General features: G+C 67.7%; 13 protein-coding genes and 4 pseudogenes. 8 read left to right on the top strand and 9 right to left on the bottom strand.

Going from position 1 to position 15377, the window contains the following annotated elements; genetic code table 11:
- The 3 genes and pseudogenes from GKE82_RS30150 to GKE82_RS21835 form a co-directional block, all read right to left on the bottom strand.
- The gene (locus tag GKE82_RS30150) at window positions 1-123 is read right to left on the bottom strand and encodes a hypothetical protein (RefSeq protein ID WP_255450740.1); all 123 of its coding nucleotides are present in this window, start codon (window positions 121-123) and stop codon (window positions 1-3) included.
- A 59-nt stretch (window positions 124-182) separates the two neighbouring features.
- Window positions 183-800, bottom strand: a pseudogene (locus GKE82_RS21840) (ABC transporter permease); the annotation flags it as partial.
- Window positions 797-1537 carry an ABC transporter permease gene (locus tag GKE82_RS21835; RefSeq protein ID WP_107570294.1) on the bottom strand — a complete coding sequence of 247 codons (741 nt, stop codon included), beginning with the start codon at window positions 1535-1537 and terminating at the stop codon, window positions 797-799. The gene GKE82_RS21835 and the pseudogene GKE82_RS21840, both read right to left, overlap by 4 nt.
- Window positions 1538-1784: 247 nt before the next feature.
- On the opposite strand from GKE82_RS21835, the gene GKE82_RS21830 reads away from it, so the two are divergent.
- The gene (locus tag GKE82_RS21830) at window positions 1785-2354 is read left to right on the top strand and encodes a hypothetical protein (protein ID WP_154734750.1); all 570 of its coding nucleotides are present in this window, start codon (window positions 1785-1787) and stop codon (window positions 2352-2354) included.
- A gap of 127 nt (window positions 2355-2481) precedes the next feature.
- Here GKE82_RS21830 and GKE82_RS21825 read toward each other — a convergent pair whose 3' ends face one another.
- The 4 genes from GKE82_RS21825 to GKE82_RS21810 form a co-directional block, all read right to left on the bottom strand.
- Entirely contained in the window at window positions 2482-3702 is a 1221-nt protein-coding gene (locus tag GKE82_RS21825; protein ID WP_154734749.1) for a CdaR family transcriptional regulator, read from the bottom strand.
- Between the two features lie 110 nt (window positions 3703-3812).
- Complete coding sequence (locus tag GKE82_RS21820) at window positions 3813-4058, bottom strand: P-II family nitrogen regulator (RefSeq protein ID WP_309233830.1); 246 nt, start codon at window positions 4056-4058, stop codon at window positions 3813-3815.
- A gap of 120 nt (window positions 4059-4178) precedes the next feature.
- Complete coding sequence (locus GKE82_RS21815) at window positions 4179-5684, bottom strand: ammonium transporter (protein ID WP_154734747.1); 1506 nt, start codon at window positions 5682-5684, stop codon at window positions 4179-4181.
- A 284-nt stretch (window positions 5685-5968) separates the two neighbouring features.
- Complete coding sequence (locus GKE82_RS21810) at window positions 5969-7204, bottom strand: IS256 family transposase (RefSeq protein ID WP_154735015.1); 1236 nt, start codon at window positions 7202-7204, stop codon at window positions 5969-5971.
- 273 nt (window positions 7205-7477) lie between these two features.
- Here GKE82_RS21810 and GKE82_RS29220 point away from each other — a divergent pair.
- The 7 genes and pseudogenes from GKE82_RS29220 to GKE82_RS21785 form a co-directional block, all read left to right on the top strand.
- Window positions 7478-7810, top strand: a pseudogene (locus tag GKE82_RS29220) (glutamine synthetase III); the annotation flags it as partial.
- An 88-nt stretch (window positions 7811-7898) separates the two neighbouring features.
- Window positions 7899-7997 (top strand): annotated as a pseudogene (locus GKE82_RS29215) (glutamine synthetase III); the annotation flags it as partial.
- Window positions 7998-8057: 60 nt separating this feature from the next.
- Window positions 8058-9638 (top strand): glutamine synthetase type III, encoded by a 1581-nt coding sequence (locus tag GKE82_RS21805; RefSeq protein ID WP_230316253.1) that lies wholly within the window; start codon window positions 8058-8060, stop codon window positions 9636-9638.
- A 267-nt stretch (window positions 9639-9905) separates the two neighbouring features.
- Window positions 9906-11124 (top strand): annotated as a pseudogene (locus GKE82_RS31665) (adenine-specific methyltransferase EcoRI family protein).
- A complete protein-coding gene (locus GKE82_RS21795) occupies window positions 11121-12287 on the top strand; it encodes a DUF262 domain-containing protein (RefSeq protein ID WP_309233755.1) in 1167 nt (388 codons plus the stop codon). Before GKE82_RS31665 ends, GKE82_RS21795 begins: the two are co-directional and overlap by 4 nt.
- Window positions 12288-12323: 36 nt before the next feature.
- Window positions 12324-13199 (top strand): hypothetical protein, encoded by an 876-nt coding sequence (locus tag GKE82_RS21790; protein ID WP_230316251.1) that lies wholly within the window; start codon window positions 12324-12326, stop codon window positions 13197-13199.
- Window positions 13192-13725, top strand: coding sequence for a hypothetical protein (locus GKE82_RS21785; RefSeq protein ID WP_154734745.1), 534 nt, complete (start codon window positions 13192-13194; stop codon window positions 13723-13725). Before GKE82_RS21790 ends, GKE82_RS21785 begins: the two co-directional genes overlap by 8 nt.
- 17 nt (window positions 13726-13742) lie before the next feature.
- Here GKE82_RS21785 and GKE82_RS31660 read toward each other — a convergent pair whose 3' ends face one another.
- Entirely contained in the window at window positions 13743-13916 is a 174-nt protein-coding gene (locus GKE82_RS31660) for a helix-turn-helix transcriptional regulator (protein ID WP_154735304.1), read from the bottom strand.
- Between the two features lie 48 nt (window positions 13917-13964).
- Complete coding sequence (locus GKE82_RS21775; protein ID WP_196189050.1) at window positions 13965-15290, bottom strand: IS256 family transposase; 1326 nt, start codon at window positions 15288-15290, stop codon at window positions 13965-13967.
- Window positions 15291-15377: the final 87 nt, after the last annotated feature.

The raw sequence follows: 15377 nt of genomic DNA, 5'->3' as shown, positions 1-15377 counted from the left end.
TCAACCTCCGATCGGGGCCCGGGGATTCGCACCCCAGAAGAGCTGCGTGCCGAGCATCCCGATGAGATGGACGAGCACGATGTTGAGGACCATGGACTTCGCGGTCGCGGTGCCGACGCCCACGGGTCCCCGCTGGCGTGGTAGCCGTAGTAGCACCCGACGAGCACGATGACCGTCGCCATCGTCATCCCCTTGATGACGCTGTAGAGCAGGTCGGGTGGGTTCTGGAACATCCAGAAGATGAGGAAGAAGCCGCCGGAGCTGACCTCGCCGATCTGCTCGACGACCGCGAGGTAGCTCGCGAAGAAGCCGGCGCCGACCGCCGCGATGTACATGAACGGCAGCACGAGCCAGGCGGCGAGCAGGCGCGTCGCGCAGAGGAACACCGTGGAGTCGATGCCCATGACCTCGAGCGCGTCGATCTCGTCGGAGATCCGCATCGATCCGAGCTCGGCGACGATGCCGGTCCCGACCTTCGCGGCCATCATGTAGCCGAAGGCGTAGGGCACCAGCTCGCGCAGGTCGCACCAGGCGGAGAAGACTCCCGCGTAGGCCGGGGCGCCGACCGAGCGGTTGAAGTACGCGCCCTCGATCCCGCACTGGAGGCCGATGATGAAGACGAGGCCCCAGATGACGAGCGTCGAGCTGAGGATGAGGATCCCGCACTGCCGCAGCGCCTCGCCGAAGAAGCGCAGCACGCGCAGGCTGTAGACCTGCCCGGCGATCTTGCCGCAGAACTTGGCGATCTCGCCGAAGTTCGCGATCCAGTCCCGGGGGACGCTGAGCCAGCCGGTGTTCATCGGATCACCGTGATCTCGGGGTGGGTTGCCAGGAGTGTCTGGGTGAACACGTAGTTGAACGCGAACACCCCGAGGAAGGCGATGACGACGGCCTGGTTGACGGCACGTCCCACCCCCTCGGCACCGCCGGAGGCGGTCATGCCCTTGTAGCAGCAGACGATCGCGATGATCGCGCCGAACATGGTGCACTTCAGCACCGACCCCCAGAGGTCGGTCACGGACGCGTTGGTGAAGAAGGTCGCCCAGAACGGGCCGAGCGGCGCGCCGTTGACGAGCGTGGCGAGGATGCCGCCGAAGATGCCGAACAGCAGCGCGTAGATGTCGAACAGCCCGGTGACGAGCATCAGCGCGAGGAACCGCGGCACGACGAGGTTCTTCACCGGGTCGACGCCGAGCACCTGGAGCGCGTCGAGCTCCTCGCGGATCTTGCGGGCGCCGAGGTCCGCGGTGATCGCGGTGCCGGCGACGCCGGCGAGCACGATCGCGGTCACGAACGGCGCGAACTCGCGGATCGACGCGAGGACGAAGAACCCGCCGAGGCGGTCCAGCGCGCCGAACAGCACGAGGAAGTTCGCCGCCTGCAGACCGGGCGCCCCGTAGCCGAAGGCGATCGTGGAGACCAGCAGCGGGAACCAGCAGAGCCGCAGCGTGAACAGGAACTGCTGCACGAACTCGCCGCCGTACGGGTACGGCGGGCGGAGGGCCGACACGATGGTCTTCCCCGTCAGGATCATCATGTCCCCGACCTCTTCGAGGACGTTCTTCGTCGGAAGAAACGCTCGATCGGCGACGTTACGTACCACGGACAGCCCCTCCTCAGGGTCATGAGTCACCGGACCCAGTGACGACGCCGGAGTCTATGCCTTTCGCCGGACCTCTGACAAACGGGAACGTTCGGTCCGGCGCGCCGCCGGTGCCCCGCGGTCACACGCGCGCGGAAACCGTCCCGCGGACGCCCCTGCGTCTGGTACGTTGCGGCGCGCTGTGAGAGGGAGCTTCCAGACCAGCGCGGTGCTCACCGCGGCCACCCTTGTGATCGCCGGCTGTGGCGGTGGCGAGCGACAGGACGCGGACGAGCCCTCGGGCACGTACGCGCTCGAGGTCGTCTCCGCGTCGTTCCCCGAGCGCCAGTCGCTCGCGTCGGCCAGCGAGATGAAGATCACGGTCCGCAACGCGGACACGAAGGCGGTGCCGGTCGTGGCCGTCACGGTCGACTCCTTCTCCAAGGACTCCGAGCAGCCCGGCCTGGCCGACCCGTCGCGCCCGGTCTGGGTCATCGACCGTCCGCCGGTCGGCGGCGACACCGCCTACACCAACACGTGGGCCCTGGGCTCGCTCCCCGCCGGCCAGACGCGCACGTTCTCGTGGCGGGTCACCCCGGTGCAGTCCGGCACCCACACGGTGAAGTACCGCGTGGCCGCCGGCCTCGACGGCAAGGCGAAGACGGCCAGCGAGCAGGCCGGCGACTTCACCGTCGACATCTCCGACGCGCCCGCCCGGTCGCGCGTCGACCCGGAGACCGGCAAGGTCGTCCGGGACACCGACGAGCGCTAGCCGCGCGCAGCGCCCCCGGCTGCGGCGGGGCTCGGCGGGCGCCCCCGCGAGCGGCATCCGGTGCGAGGCCGGAGGCCGAGTGCCGGAGCGAGCGGGGGCGCCCGTCAGCCCCCGCCGCCCCCCACCCTCACTTGGGCAGCCGCGGCGCGATGATCCGGTACGCCTTGAGGCCGAGGCCGAGGCGCTCGCGGTCCTCGGAGAGCATGGGGTCGAGGCCGGTGAGCTCCTTCACGCGCTCGAGCCGGTACGCGACGGTGTGCCGGTGGGCGTAGATGGCCGCGGCGGTCGCGTTCATGTTGCAGTTCTGCTCGAGATAGGACTCGAGGGTGCCGACGAGGTCGGTGCGGTACTGGTCGTCGTAGCGGACGATCGGCGCGACGGTGTCCTCGTAGAAGGACCGGACCTCCTCGGGGTGCGAGGCGAGGACCCGGAACAGCAGCCGGTAGGTGCCGGTCCCGATGTCGTGGCTGTCGAAGCCGCCGGTCCCGTCGCTCTGGCGCAGGACGTCGAGGACGAGCTCGGCCTCCTGGATCGCGCGGGCGAACTCGCCGGGGTCGGCGTAGAAGCTCGAGAGGCCGACGGTGCCGTACTGGCCGAGCCGCTGGGCGAGCCGGCGCGCACGGTCGAGCGTCGCCTCGGGCGCGTCGTCGCCGCCGGCCGCGGGCAGCAGGGCGTAGACGCGGTCGTCGATGAGCTGGGCGAGGGCGCCGGGCTCGTCGCCGTTGATGATCGCGACGACGTGGCGGGGACGGTCGGTCTTCAGCTCGGCGCAGAGCACGACCGTGCCGCGCGACAGGTCGCAGCCGAGCCGGCCGGCACGGCGCACGATCTCGCGCGGCTCGAGGTCGGGGCGCGAGCGCAGGTCCTCGAGGAAGGAGCCGCGCAGGTTCTGCTCGACCTCCTCCTTGGCCTCCTCGATGGCGACCTCGGTCAGCGAGGCGACCGCGGCGAGGTGCAGGTACTCCCCGGCCTCGTCGGCGGGGGTGGCGTCGGCGGCGGCGAGCAGGACGACCGCGCCGACGACCTCGTCACCGGAGCTGATCGGCACGTCCATCAGGACGCCGTCGGGCGCGGGGACGGGGCGGCCCTTGACGCGGTCCGCGACGTAGCGCTTGACGGCGTCGAGCGTCTCGGGCGGCGCGGACGGCCCGCCCTGCGCGAAGGCCTGCAGTCGGGGGATGGCGACGACGACGGCGCCGCCGGCCGCGTCGGCGGCGAGCCGCGCGACGCGGTCCAGGCCGTCGCCCCCGAGGACCGCCTCGACCATCTGGAGGTGGATCGCGCGGAGGCGCTCGACGAGGCCTCCGGAGTGCGGGTCGGGCTGGTTGCGTGCGGGCGTGGCGGACATGTCTCTCAGGGGGATCGGCGTGGCCATGGGTTCCTCCGGTGAACGCAGGCGGGGCGACGGCACTGGTGTGCGCCGCCGCCCCGGCCAGGCGCTCTGCTGGGTCGGTCGGACTAGGTGGTCGCTGCGGCGTCCGGGTGCGCCTGCAGGATCTCCTCGCCCGACTCACCGGTCCGGACGCGGTACGCGTCGTCGACGGGCTGGACGAACACCTTGCCGTCGCCCACCGCACCGGTGCGGCCGTGCTTGAGGATCGTGTCCACGATCGTCTGCACGTCCCGGTCTGAGACGACGCACTCCAGCTTCAGCTTCGGCCGGAGGTAGTTCGTCAGCTCGGCGCCTCGGTAGCGCTCCGTGATGCCCTTCTGACGGCCCGAGCCCTTGACCTCGCTGATGCTCAGCGAGGGGGAACCCGAGCCCGAGGAGCTCGAGCCGGATCGGCTCGAACGCCTCGTGGCGGATGAACGCCTCGATCTTCTTCACGCGGTGGCCTCCTTCGTGGTCGCAATGGGGGCCCCCGCCTTCGCGGACGCCGCCGGGGCGGCACCGTAGCCGACGAGCTCGGCGGACGGGATGAACTGCTCCGGGTAGCCGTACATGCCGTGCTCGGAGATGTCGAGACCGGCGTCCTCCTCGGCCTCCGTCACGCGCAGGCCGTAGGTCTTCTTGATGAGCCAGAAGGTGCCGTAGCTCATGAGGAAGACGAACGAGAAGGCGATGAGGAGTCCGACGACCTGGGCCAGCAGCTGGTCGAACGAGCCGCTGTAGATCAGGCCGCCGTTCGGATCACCGAACGCGTTGTACTGGGCCAGGCGCGGCGCGGTGAAGATGCCGCACGCGAGCGTGCCCCAGATGCCGCAGATGCCGTGCGCGGTCAGCACGCCGACCGGGTCGTCGACCTTCTTGTCGATCGCGATCACGCAGATCGGCACGAGCAGGCCGGCGATGACGCCGATGATCGGGGCGGTCCACGCCTCGACGTAGCCCGACGGGGCGGTGATGGCGACGAGCGCGCCGATCGCGCCGTTGCCGGCCATGCCGATGTCCAGCGTGCCCATCTTGATCTTGGACATGAGCAGGGCGCCCAGGACGCCGGAGCCGGCGGCCAGGTTGGTGATCAGGATGATCTCCGGGTAGCGGCCGTCGAGGCCGGACAGCGCGGTGCCGCCGTTGAAGCCGAACCAGCCGAACCAGAGGATCAGGACGGACAGGCCGAAGAGCGGCATGTTGTGGCCCGGGATGGCGCGCGGCTTGCCGTCGGGGCCGTACTTGCCCTTGCGCGGCCCGAGCAGCAGAAGCGCCGCGAGGGCGCCGGTGGCGCCGATCAGGTGGACCGCGGTCGAGCCGGCGAAGTCCTGCATGCCGACGAGGCCGAGGCCGAGGTAGTCACCGTTCTGCAGGAAGCCACCGCCGAACACCCAGTGGGCGCCGAGCGGGTAGATCAGGCCGGCGAAGACGATGCCGTAGATGATGTAGACGCCGAACTTGATGCGCTCGAGCGTGGAGCCCCAGACGATCGCCAGGGACACGGCGCAGAAGACGAACTGGAAGAAGAACTTCGTCTCGACGGTGACGTCGAAGATCCCGAGCACCGGGAACGCGGTGGCGGGATCGCCGAAGCCCTGCAGGAAGAAGCCCTCCTTGCCGGCGACGTTGAACGAGTCGCTGACGGGCGCGCCGAACGCGAGAGCGAAGCCGCAGGCCCAGAACATGATCCCGGCGATCGAGAAGTTCGTGAGGATCTTCGCGACGATGGTGCCGGCGTTCTTGCCACGGGAGAACCCGATCTCGAGGAACATGAAGCCGACCTGCATGAGCATGACGAGCAGGGCGGCGACCATCACCCACATGGTGTTGATGGCGCGTGATTCCGGGAACTGGCCGTTGAGTGAGGCCTCGAGCGTGTCGGCCATCGAAACGGCCGGCACGATCAGTGCGGCGAGCACGCTCAGCATGAGCGCCCCCGCCAACGACGAACGTCGCATACATCCTCCTGGGTCGAAGTGCTCGACCATGGTGCGACAGCCGGTCCACAACCTCTTTAGCCATGTGTCGGAACATCGTCGGGGGGGATTCGCCAGCCTGTCGGGGGCGTCGTGAGTCAAGTCGCGTGTTGTGGTGTAGCTCGCTCGTCGGGTACATCGCGGCGTGTCAGGCCGTGTGGAGGGGGCTCTTCTCCTCTCGGATCGCGTTGGGGGTGTCGCTGAGGTGAGCCCGGAGGGCGAGCCGAGGCGAGACCCCCAACGCGTGCAGCCTCCAGCGGAGGGGGTCAGGCCGCAAGGCTCGCGACCTCCAGGTCGTGGACCTCGTCGGCGTCCTCGATGGGGCCCGCCAGGACGACCGCCATCGACTCTTCGGAGAGGTAGCGCCGGCAGGTCAGCCACTCGTCGTTCTGCTCGATCAGGACGGCGCCGCAGAGCCGGATCGCGGACGCGTCGTTGGGGAAGATCCCGACGACATCCGAACGCCTGCCGATCTCCTTGTTGACCCGTTCCAGCGGGTTGGTCGAGCGCAGCTTGCTCCAGTGCGCTTTCGGGAACGCGTAGAACGCCAGGAGGTCCTCTTCGGCAGCATCGAGCAGCTCGCAGACCTTCGGAGCGACCGGTGCGAGGCGATCGAGCAGTTCGCCGACGCGGCGGCGCGCCTCGGTGCCGTCGGCGGCCTGGAAGACCTCGCGCAGGCCAGCGCTGATCAGGCCGCGCTCGTTGCGGCGGCAGTGGCCGTGCATGTTGCGGACGAAGTGCACGGTGCAGCGCTGCCACGGCGCGTCCAGGACCTGCGCGATCGCCGCCTTCAGGCCTTCGTGGTGGTCGCTGATCGCGAGCTGCACCCCGTGCAGCCCACGGGCTTTCAGCGAGCGCAGGAACGCCACCCAGAACGGGCCCGACTCGACCTGGCCGATATCCAGGCCGATCACCTCCCGCACCCCGTCCTGATTGACCGCGTAGGCGACCACCAGCGCCTTCGAGACAACCCGGCCGCGCTCGCGGACCTTGACGTGCTTGGCATCCAGCCACAGGTACGGATAGGCGTCCGTGAGCTCGCGCTCACGGAACTCGGCCACCAGCTCGTCCAGATCACGACAGAGCCGGCTGACGCGGTCCTTGCTCATCGCCCCGATCCCCAGCTGCTCCACCAGCCGATCGACCTTGCGGGTGCTGACGCCGTTGACGTAGGCCTCCATCACCACGCTCACGATCGCCTGCTCACACCGGCTCCGAGGCTCCAGGAAGCTCGGGAAGTACGACGGCCCGGACCGCGTCCTGGGGATCGCCAGCTCGATGCTCCCCACCCGGGTGTCCCACGCCCGCTGGCGGTACCCGTTGAGATTCGCGACGCGGTCCTCGGACCGCTCACCGCGGCCCGCCCCGGTCAGCTGCGCGACCTCGGCCTCCATCAACTCACGCACGACCAGCGCGACCGCGTCGCGCAACAGATCTCCGTGCTCGCCGCTCATCGCTCGCGCAACGACATCGGCAGGGGTCATCATCCGGTCCTCGGCCATCGTGGTGCTCCATTCATCGATCCTGTGGAAGGGACCGACGAGCATGGACACCACGGTGGTCGGACTACGTCCGGACCCGGTGTCCTCCTACACCACTTCTACCGACGTGACCGCGTCGTGACACACGGGCGAAACCCTTCACCGAGGGTTTGGACATCGGGATAAGGTGGCGGGACGTCGCGCGGCATACCTTGGTCGACGCAACCCGCGCGCGTCGCTTCTGCGCGCGCGCCTCTACCCCCGTCGTTCCCTCAGGAGGACATCGAACAGCTCATGAGCCGCACCCGTCAGCAGAACGTCACGGCCGCCCAGTGGAGCTCCAACGGCGGCGCGCTCGGCGCCGCGGACCTCACGGTCCCCGGTGCCTCCAACTTCGGCGACAACGTCTTCTCCGTCGCCGTCCAGAAGGCCCGGCTGCCGAAGCACATCTTCAAGGCGCTCCAGGCGTCGCTCGCCGCGGGCGAGCCGCTCGACGCCTCGCTCGCCGACTCGGTCGCGCAGGCGATGCGTGAGTGGGCGATGGAGAAGGGCGCCACGCACTACACCCACTGGTTCCAGCCGCTGACCAACCTGACGGCGGAGAAGCACGACGGCTTCTTCGAGCCGGTCGGCGACGGCACGGCGCTCGCCGAGTTCTCCGGCAAGGAGCTCATCCAGGGGGGAGCCGGACGCCTCCTCGTTCCCGTCGGGCGGCATCCGCGCGACGTTCGAGGCGCGCGGCTACACCGCCTGGGACCCCACCTCCCCCGCGTTCATCCTCGAGAACCCCAACGGCGCGCTGCTGTGCATCCCGACGGCGTTCGTCTCGTGGACGGGTGAGGCGCTCGACGCGAAGATCCCGCTGCTGCGCTCGATGGACGCGCTGTCGAACGAGGCGATCAAGGCGCTGAAGCTGCTCGGCGACGAGACCGCCACGCGCGTCTTCACGACGGTCGGCCCGGAGCAGGAGTACTTCCTCGTCGACGAGCAGTACTACTTCGAGCGCCCCGACCTGTACACGACCGGCCGCTCGCTGTTCGGCGCCAAGCCGCCCAAGGGCCAGGAGCTCGACGAGCACTACTTCGGGTCGATCCCGGAGCGCGTCCTCTCCTACATGCTCGAGGTCGAGGAGGAGCTCTCCAAGCTCGGCGTCCCGATCAAGACCCGTCACAACGAGGTCGCCCCGGGTCAGTACGAGCTCGCGCCGCTGTTCGAGAACTCGAACATCAGCTCCGACCACCAGCAGCTGACGATGCAGATCCTGCAGAACGTCGCCCGCCGCTACGGCATGGTCTGCCTGCTGCACGAGAAGCCGTTCGCCGGCCTCAACGGCTCGGGCAAGCACAACAACTGGTCGATGGGCACGGACACGAAGGTGAACCTGCTCAACCCGGGCGACACGCCCGAGGCCAACGCGCAGTTCCTGTTCTTCGCGTCGGCGGTCATCAAGGCCGTCAACAAGCACCAGGCGCTGCTGCGCGCGTCGGTCGCGAACATCGGCCAGGACCACCGTCTCGGCGCCAACGAGGCGCCGCCGGCGATCATCTCGATCTTCCTCGGCGCCGAGCTGCAGACGGCGTTCGAGAAGATCGCGACCGGCAAGGGCACCGTGCCGAAGAAGTCGTTCCTCGGCCTCGGCACGAACATGCTGCCGCAGCTGCCCAAGGACGGCGGCGACCGCAACCGCACCTCGCCGTTCGCGTTCACCGGTAACCGCTTCGAGTTCCGCGCGGTCGGCTCCAGCATGTCGCTGGGCTTCGTCAACACGGTCCTCAACACGATCACCGCCGAGGCGATCTCCGAGCTCAGCGGCCAGCTGGCCAAGGAGCTGAAGGCCGCCAAGGGCGACGTCTTCGCGGCGGTGTCCGCGGTCGTCAAGACGGTCTGGGAGGAGGACGGCCACATCGTCTTCGACGGTGACGGCTACTCCGAGGCGTGGCACAAGGAGGCCGAGAAGCGCGGCCTGCTGAACCTGCCGACGACCCCCGACGCCCTGCCGTGGATCGTCAACAAGCAGACGGTCGACACGTTCAAGAAGTTCAAGGTCCTCTCCAAGCGCGAGCTCGAGTCCCGCTACGAGGTCTTCGTCGAGCAGTACTCGTCGAAGGCGAACATCGAGGCGGAGACCGCGGCCTCGATGGCGCGGACGATGATCCTGCCGGCGGCCCTGCGCCACGCGGAGCTGCTCGACGACGGTGGCGACAGCCCCGCGATCGAGAAGCTCAAGGAGGAGCTCGACGGACTCATCACCGAGCTGGTGGAGGCGATCTTCGCGCTCGAGAAGGCCAACGACCACGACGGCCCCGACGGCGGCGTGAAGCACGCGGCCTACATGCGCGACGTCGTGCTCGCGGCCGCCAACGACGTGCGCGTCGCGGCGGACAAGCTCGAGAAGGTCGTCGCCGACGACCTGTGGCCGATCCCGAAGTACTCGGAGATGCTGTTCATCAAGTAGCGCTTCAGCAGGACCTTCGTCGGACACGAGAGCCCCAGAAATGGGGCTCTCGTGCGTTCTCGGCAGGGTTCATCGCCACGATGGCAGCCGGTTATGGCAGCGTGAGCACCCCCGGCCCGTTTCCTGTCGCGGGACTCCGCTGTGGCAACCGCCCGGACGGTCCTCCCCCGGTGTCGAGCAGCCGCGTTCGCCCCTTCGTATGTTCATAAGGGCCGCGCTGCCTGCGCCGCGCCTTGCCCGTCGGCTGCCTTCTCTAGGGTCGTGCCCGTGTCGACGCAGAACGACGGATCGAAGAACAGCCACCTCGGCGCTGCGAAGGCTGCCAAGAACGACGAGTTCTACACGCAGTGGGCCGACATCGAGCGCGAGATGAACGCCTACCTAGAGTACGACCCCGATGTCTTCCGAGACAAGGTCGTGCTGCTCCCGTGCGACGACCCCGAGTGGAGCAACTTCGCGAAGTTCTTCGCGCTGCACTTCATGGACTTCGGCCTGAAGAAGTTGATCTCGACGTCCTACGCCCCGGACAGCAACCCGGCCAAGATCAACTACCAGCCGACGTTGTTCGAGTCGGAGAGCCCGGCCTTCGACGCCAACAAGACGCGCACCAACGGCAAGAAGTTCACGTTGGAGGCCAAGGACATCAGCGGCGACGGCGTCATCAACATCGACGACCTTCAGTGGGAGTACCTCGACGGCGACGGGGACTTCCGCAGCCCTGAGGTCACGGCACTGCGTGATGAGGCTGACTTCATCATCACGAATCCGCCGTTCAGTCTCTTCCGCTCCTTCATGACGTGGGTACTGGGAGGCGGGCGAAAAGTCTCGGTCATCGGGAGCAACAACGCGATCACCTACAACGAAGTCTTCCCGCACATCATGGCGAACGAGCTATGGAAGGGGGGCCACGGGCAACAGCAGTGACATGGTGTTCGGCGTCCCGAAGGGCGCGAACGTCAGTGACGCCGACCGGCTCAAGGCAGAGAAGCTCGGCTACCCGCCTGACGCTGAGCGCGACTACACGCGACTGGGGAACTCGTGCTGGTTCACGAACATCGATCACGGTCGGCGTCACGAGCCGTTGCAGCTCATGACGAAGGCAGACAACGTCAAGTTCAGCAAGCACAAGGAAGTGCGTGGCGTCGGCTACCCGATGTACGACAACTTCGAGGCCATCGAGGTTCCGTTCGTTGACGCGATCCCGAGCGACCACGACGGCCTGATGGGCGTCCCAATCACGTTCTTGGACAGATACAACCCGGACCAGTTCGAGATCGTCGGCAGCAGCGAGGGTGACTACGCGCCATCGCGAACCTACGGCCCGAAGGAGAAGGTCGTCGACGGTGTCCACATGAAGTCGAAGACCGGAACGCTCGGTTGCTTCGTCCGCACGGATTCTTTCGGCCCTGGGACGTACTTCGATGTTGGGTATCCCGTCAAGCGCATCTACAAGCGGCTGTTCATCCGACGGAAAGCTGGCTCGTGAAAACCGACCTGAAGCACTACACCGTCGCAGAAGTCATCGACGGATTCGTCTACAACGAGCTTGAAGGGAAGGGCTTGTTCGGCTTGGCCGGCAAGCTCGTGATCCAACCCGAATACCAGCGCAACTACATCTACAACGACGGCAAGAAGGACGTCGCCGTCATCGACTCGCTGCTGAAGGGCTATCCGCTCGGGCTCATCTACTTCAACGTTGTCGGCGACAGCCTCGAAGTGCTCGACGGGCAGCAGCGGATCACGAGCGTCGGGCGGTTCGTGACTGGCAAGTTCGCGATTCGCCAGGACGGCAAGGAGCAGACGTTCTCCTCGCTGCCGGTCGACGAGCAAGAGAAGCTCCTCAACAGCGTGCTGCTCGTGTGGGAGTGCCGAGGAACCGAGAAGGAGATCAAGGACTGGTTTCGCACCATCAACATCTCCGGCGTCGAGCTGAAGCCGCAAGAGCTTCTAAACGCGATCTACTCCGGGCCGTTCGTCACGAAGGCCAAGGCGGAGTTCAGCAACTCGCAGAACGCGAACATGCAGAAGTGGTCGTGGTACGTGAAGGGTGACCCGAAGCGACAGGAGGTTCTTGCGGTCGCGCTGGGTTGGGTTTCCGAGTCCGACGGGATCGCGGTCGACTCCTACCTTGCTCAGCACCGATGGGACACCGACATCGCAGAGCTGAAGACCTATTTCACGTCGGTTATCGACTGGATCGGCAGCGTCTTTCCGCGAGCGCCCGACAAGGAGATGCGGGGGCTCCCCTGGGGCAGTCTCTACGAGCGTTTCCACTCGACCGCCTACAACGCGGCAGCGCTAGACGCGGACGTCGAAGAGCTTCGTGGGGATCCTGCCGTCCGCGACAGGAAGGCGATCTACGAGTACGTCCTGGGCGGCAAGACCGCTACGCAGCTTCTCGGGATCCGCCTCTTCGATGACCCAACGAAGCACGCCGCGTACAAGCGTCAGACGGACAAGGCCAAGAAGGACGGCGTGTCGAACTGCCCGCTCTGCGCAGTCGGAGACAACGCCAACAAGACGCGGATTTACGCCATCGGCGAGATGGAAGCCGACCACGTAACGGCGTGGTCCAAGGGCGGCGACACCGACCTGAAGAACTGCGAGATGTTGTGCGTCACGCACAACCGAGCGAAGGGCAACCGGTAGGGCGGCTCCGTCGGGAGGTGGCCGTACAGTCGTGCGATGCCACGTCGCAGCTCCCGAACCATCTGGTTGGCCAAGGTGAGCTTCATCGACCGCCGTCCTTCGCAGCTCGCGTTGATGCACGAGCGGTTCCCGGAGGCCCTGGAACGCGCACTCGATGCCGACCGCCAGGAGTCCTACTACGGTCGAGAATGGCGCCTGTCGGAACCAGCCTGGGACGAGCGCGACGGCGTTGTCTACGCGCAGCTCGGGTTTCGTCGCCGTACTCGGCATGCCGAGATCGACTACGACGACGAAAAGCACGTCTGGATCAGCTCAGAGTCTCCGGCGCGGCAAGGCAACTTCGCGCACTTCGTCATCGACTTGAACTCGCAACTTCTCGCCTTCGAAGATCGTGGGACCGATCTCAAGCGCGATTCCTTCCTTCACGTCCTCAAGCAGTTCTTGGCGAAGGCGGGCCTGGAAGCCAATCTCCTTTCGGACGCGCGCGAGTTCGAGGCATGGCTCAGCGAGGTCGACCGCGTGACTCGATTCCGCGTCACGTTGCGGCAGCCAAACCCCGGCTACAGTAAGCGAGCCCGCCAAGTTCGCGAGTTGGCCGGCGAGGTCGAGGCCGAGCGTCTCACGATTGAGGCCGAGTCAAGCGCCGGGCTCAACGTCCGCGACACATTGCTAGACGGCGCTGCCGACACCGCGTCGCTAGGCAACGGCTCGTATAGGGCGACGGGCTTCGTTGGCGACAAGCGCCGCTTCTTCGACTCAGCCAAGCGATTCGTCTCCGGGGTCATCGAGGTGGTTCAGGGCGACTCCGCTCAGACCATCGGATCCAAGATCCGGGACCTGATGAACGAGATCGCGCCGGAGGTCCCGAGGCATCGCCCCGACGAAGACGCCCACCCTGACGGCGATGTCTGAGGACATCGCGAGCGACACGCCGCCACCCGTCAAGAACCTATTCGCCACGACGTGGGAGCAGCGGCAGCATCTTCTGGGATGGGACCTCGCTGTCGCCGTCATCGTGACCGCCGCGGGGACAACGCTCGTGAAGTCGAGCACGCTCAGTGCGACGTTGCCCAACCTGCTGATCGCCGAGTTCGGGTTGATCGGTGCCGTCCTCGGCGTCGTCGTGGCGGGGCTGGCAATCGTGGTGGCATTCCTCTCGCGTGAGTACGCCGTGGTCTTGGACCGCGACACCGAAGGCCCAATCGCGGAGTTCTGGCCCTTTTGGTTCGTCGCGGCAATTGCTGCGTCCGCCGTCGTGTGCGCCGGGGCCGGGCTGATCGTCGCCGAGCAGGTGCCATGCGCCCGACGCGCCGTGTTCGGCGTGACCACATTCTTGTCCGTCTACGCGGTCGCAGCGACCGTGAACCTCGTGGCCTTCGTCGCGCAGCAAGGCGTCACGCGCGCGTGGCAACTCGCACGACGCGCTAACCCGCGCTGAGCCGTCGTGGCGGTCGATCAGTCGCCGATGCGCAGCAGGTCCGCAGCGGGAACCCCGAGGCCCTCAGCGAGACGATGAAGCACCCGTACGCCCGGATCACGTCGCGCCGTCTCCAAGCGCCTGATCTCGGCTGCGTCCATGTCGGCGCGGTCGGCAAGCTCGTCTTGAGTCAGACCGTGCTCGACCCGCAGCGGAGGATGTCCCGGTCGCCGTGGAACTTCTCGGCGGCGGTTCGGTGATCAGTGAGCGGGTGCGAGCGTAGCGGCCGGCTCGGGGGTCGTGGTGGACATGGTCGGCGAGGCGGTTGCGGAGCGTCGGGCGGCGAGGTCGCGCTCGACGGCGATCGTGAGTGTGGCGAGGTGGTCGACGCCGATGATTTTCCGGAACTGCTGTTCGGCTTCGAGCATGCCGGCGGCGGTCCATCTGAGGCACATGTCGCCGGACTGCCAGCGCTTCACGTTCCTGGAGGTGCGGCGGACGAACTCGATCATCGACTCGATCGGGTTCGTCGAGGCGAGGGTGCGGCGGAGTTGCTCGGGGCAGCCGAGGCGCTGCAGTGTGAGCGTCTCGGGGAGGCCTTCGCGCAGCGACGCCGCGGCTCCGGGATGGGAGTGGGCGAGTTCGTCGGCGAGCCGGTTGAGGCCGTCGAGCGCGAGCTCGTAGTTGGACTGCTTCCAGGCGGTGCGCAACCTGCGCTTGACGAGGTCGCGATCGGCCTCGGGGAGGTGGTCCAGGACGTTCCTCTCCTTGTGGCGGATGCATCGCTGGACGGGGACCGGGCCGAGGACCTGGTCGACCGCCGCGCGCAGCGCCTTTCCGCCGTCCAGGACGACCAGGACGCCCTGGTCGAGGTCCAGGCCACGGTCGACGAGGTCGGCGAGGAGGTGCCGGGCGACCGTCTGGTTCTCGGTGCTGCCGTCCCAGAGGCCGAGCGGGACCTTCACCCCATCGGTCGTGACCCCGAGGGCGACGACGCAGCAGCGGCCTTTGAGCTCGATCCCGTCGAGCATCAGCGCCGCCAACCGCACGTCGCCCAGGTCGCGCGACATGAGCGCGCGCAGGTGCTCGGTCGTGCGCCCGACGAACTCGCGGCTGACCGCGCTCTTGGAGGTCGACCGCTCGGCCGCGGTCACGTGCTCGCCGACCGGCTCCCGGGTGCGCGCGAACCGTCGCGTGGAGACGCCGGCGAGCATCTGCTCGAGCACGACCCGGGTGAGTGGGTCACGGTCGGCGAAGTGCGCGTAGGTCTGAAGGCGGATCTCGCCGCTGCCGTCAGCGGCCCGCACCCGCGGGCGTTGCACGCCGACACGCCGGCCGCCCAAGGTGACCTCGCCCGGTTCGTGGCCGTGGCGCACCGCGACGCGGTCCGGGTCGCGTCGGCCTTTCGGGCCGACGACCTCGGTGACCTCTTCTTCCATCAGCGTGTCCAGCACGCCGAGCCCGACGCCGACGCTCAACGCCAGCAGCCCGTCCTTGGCGGCATTGACGAGCTCTCCGAGCGCCTCCTGCACAGCGGGCGGCAGCGCGAGCTCGCGGCCGTCGGGGTCCTGCTCTACGTTCCTCACGGCGGTTCTCCTGTCTCGGATGGACTTCAAGCACCCGTCACGCTCCCAACGGGAGCGGACGAGGCGGGAGAACCGCCGCCTACAAAG

This window comes from Conexibacter sp. W3-3-2 (genome assembly GCF_009707605.1).
In the GTDB taxonomy this organism is placed as follows: domain Bacteria; phylum Actinomycetota; class Thermoleophilia; order Solirubrobacterales; family Solirubrobacteraceae; genus Paraconexibacter; species Paraconexibacter algicola.
This window is presented reverse-complemented; position numbering and strand designations above follow the sequence as displayed.

Excerpts from the sequence above, each read along its gene's own strand:
- GKE82_RS21835 (WP_107570294.1), bottom strand. The coding sequence starts at position 1,537 with ATGATGATCCTGACGGGGAAGACCATCGTGTCGGCCCTCCGCCCGCCG.
- GKE82_RS21825 (WP_154734749.1), bottom strand. The coding sequence starts at position 3,702 with ATGTCCGCCACGCCCGCACGCAACCAGCCCGACCCGCACTCCGGAGGC.
- GKE82_RS21815 (WP_154734747.1), bottom strand. The coding sequence starts at position 5,684 with ATGCGACGTTCGTCGTTGGCGGGGGCGCTCATGCTGAGCGTGCTCGCC.
- GKE82_RS21810 (WP_154735015.1), bottom strand. The coding sequence starts at position 7,204 with ATGGCCGAGGACCGGATGATGACCCCTGCCGATGTCGTTGCGCGAGCG.
- GKE82_RS21805 (WP_230316253.1), top strand. The coding sequence starts at position 8,058 with ATGGACGCGCTGTCGAACGAGGCGATCAAGGCGCTGAAGCTGCTCGGC.
- GKE82_RS21790 (WP_230316251.1), top strand. The coding sequence starts at position 12,324 with ATGCCACGTCGCAGCTCCCGAACCATCTGGTTGGCCAAGGTGAGCTTC.
- GKE82_RS21785 (WP_154734745.1), top strand. The coding sequence starts at position 13,192 with ATGTCTGAGGACATCGCGAGCGACACGCCGCCACCCGTCAAGAACCTA.